This window comes from Mesorhizobium sp. M7A.F.Ca.CA.002.15.2.1 (assembly GCF_003998715.1).
Lineage (GTDB): Bacteria > Pseudomonadota > Alphaproteobacteria > Rhizobiales > Rhizobiaceae > Mesorhizobium > Mesorhizobium ciceri.
Window position 1 is genome coordinate 1 of the sequence record NZ_RZPI01000758.1, and the last position, 2,503, is coordinate 2,503.

The window sequence follows — 2,503 nt, forward strand, 5'->3', positions numbered from 1 at the left end:
GGGTGACGCCGTTCAGCAATTTTTCGCGGTCAAGGCGAAGATCGCCGCCGCCGAACGCGAGGCCGGCCGCGAAGCCGGCGCCGTGATCCTGGTCGCGGTCTCAAAGACCTTTGATGCCGCCGACATCGGCCCGGTCATCGAAGCCGGCCAGCGCGTCTTCGGCGAGAACCGGGTGCAGGAGGCGCAAGCCAAATGGCCTGATCTGAAGGACGCATTTCCCGACATCGAACTGCATCTGATCGGCCCGCTGCAATCCAACAAGGCTAGGGAAGCGGTAGCACTGTTCGACGTCATCGAGACGGTCGATCGCGAGAAGATCGCCGCCGAACTCGCCAAGGAGATCGCCAAACAGGGCCGCGCGCCAAAACTCTATGTCCAGGTCAACACCGGCTCCGAGCCGCAGAAGGCCGGCATCGAGCCCCGCGACGCCGTGGCCTTCGTCGCCCGCTGCCGCGACGTGCACGGCCTCGCCATCGAAGGCCTGATGTGCATCCCGCCGGCCGACGAGAATCCCGGTCCGCATTTTGCGCTGTTGGAGAAGCTTAGCAAGGAAGCCGACGTCGCCAAACTCTCAATGGGCATGTCCGGCGACTACGAAACAGCAATCGCCTTCGGCGCCACCAGCGTCCGCGTCGGTTCGGCGATCTTCGGCACTCGCTGAGACGCAACGGCCTTTGGGCCAATCCGACAGGCTCGTTGCTCCAGGACTGGAAACGAAACGTACCGTTCCTATTTGCTTTGGGTCGTCACAAACTCTCTGGAGCCGCCACCATGCGCTACAACCAGCTTGGAAATACGGGGATGTTCGTCTCCGAACTGTGCCTCGGCACCATGACCTTCGGCGCCGCCGGCCAGAATGCCCAATGGGGCCTGATCGCCAGCCTCGACCAGAAGGGCGTCAACGAGATCGTTGCCCATTCGCTTGCCGCCGGCGTCAATTTCTTCGATTCGGCCGACGTCTACTCCTTTGGCGAATCCGAACGGTTGCTCGGCCAGTCGCTCAGGGATCTCAAGGTCAACAGGCAGAATGTGGTCATCGCCACCAAGGCGCATGGCGCCATGGGTGAAGGCCCCAACCAGCGCGGCTCGTCACGCGGCCACATCATGGATTCGGTCGATGCCAGCTTGGAGCGGTTGCAACTCGACCATATCGATCTCTATCAGTTGCACGGCACCGACACCGTGACGCCGATCGACGAAACGCTGCGGGCGCTCGACGATCTCGTTGCCAGCGGTAAGGTCCGCTATGTCGGCGTCTCCAACTGGGCGGCATGGCGCATCGCCAAGGCGCTCGGCATCGCCGAGCGCAAGGGTTTCGCCCGTTTCGAGACCGTGCAGTCCTATTATTCGATCGCCGGCCGCGATCTCGAGCGCGAAATCGTGCCGCTGCTCAATGAGGAGAAGCTCGGCCTGATGGTGTGGTCGCCGATGGCCGGTGGCCTGCTCTCCGGCAAATATGGCCCCGGCGCACCCGGCAATGGCGAAGGCCGCCGCGCGTCCTTCAACTTCCCGCCGGTCAATGAGGACCGCGCCTGGGCGGCCGTTGCCGTCATGCGCGACATAGCCAAAAAACATGATGTGAGCGTCGCCACGGTGGCGCTCGGCTATGTCCTGGCCAAGCCCTTCGTGATGAGCGTCATCATCGGCGCCAGCCGCATGGAGCAGCTGGAGCAGAACCTTGCCGCCACTGAGGTGAAGCTCGACACCGACGATCTGGTTCGTCTCGACGAGGTCAGCGCCCTGCCGTCCGAATATCCAGGCTGGATGCTGGAGCGCCAGGCAGCGGGCCGCCGTCCGGCGGCGTTCACGCCGAAAGCATAAATACAGCCCACGCTGACATCTCGGGAGCCGTGGCTCCGGAGATGTCAGGTCAGCCGGACGCTCTCGCCCAGAAAATCGAGAAAGGCGCGCACCCGCGCCGGCAGATGCCGGCCCTGGCCGACATAGACGGCGTGGGTCGGCTCCTCGTCACCCGGATTGAATGCCTCCAGCAGCGGCGCCAGTCTGCCGGCCGCTATGTCTCCCGCCACATGCCAGCGCGCCAGCGGGGCGATGCCCGCGCCCGCCAGTGCCATGAGCCGCATCGCCTCACCATCGCTGACCAGCGTGTTGCCGGTGATCGGAATCATGATGACGCGGCCTTCCGCGTCGAGGAACGGCCAGCCATCGAGGTGCCTGACGAAGCCGAAGCCCATGCGGTTGTGTTTGTCGAGATCGGCTGGCGTCAGCGGTATGCCGTGCGTCTCGAGGTAAGAAGGTGCTGCAACAACGACCACCGGGCTTTGCCCGAGCTTGCGCGCCACCAGCCGTGACTCACTCAATGGCCCGGCACGGATGGCAACATCGGCGCGCTCCGCCATCAGGTCGACGACGCTGTCGGTCAGCACCAGATCGACCGAAATCTCGGGGTAGCGTTCCAGGAACCGAGGCAGAAGCGGGACCAGCCGATGCACCCCGAAGGGCACGTAGCTGTTAATGCGCACACGTCCGCGCGGTGAAGCAC

Annotated in this window: 3 protein-coding genes; 2 read left to right on the top strand and 1 reads right to left on the bottom strand. The window is 64.2% G+C overall.

Going from position 1 to position 2,503, the window contains the following annotated elements:
* Positions 1–661, top strand: a 661-nt coding sequence (locus ENZ74_RS28815; protein WP_245471026.1) for a YggS family pyridoxal phosphate-dependent enzyme, incomplete at its 5' end; no start/stop codon positions are given.
* Positions 662–771: 110 nt separating this feature from the next.
* A complete protein-coding gene (locus ENZ74_RS28820; RefSeq protein ID WP_063169457.1) occupies positions 772–1,821 on the top strand; it encodes an aldo/keto reductase in 1,050 nt (349 codons plus the stop codon).
* Positions 1,822–1,865: 44 nt separating this feature from the next.
* Here the strand turns inward: ENZ74_RS28820 and ENZ74_RS28825 are convergent.
* Positions 1,866–2,503: LysR substrate-binding domain-containing protein (locus ENZ74_RS28825; RefSeq protein WP_127313179.1), on the bottom strand; the 638-nt coding region annotated here is incomplete at its 5' end.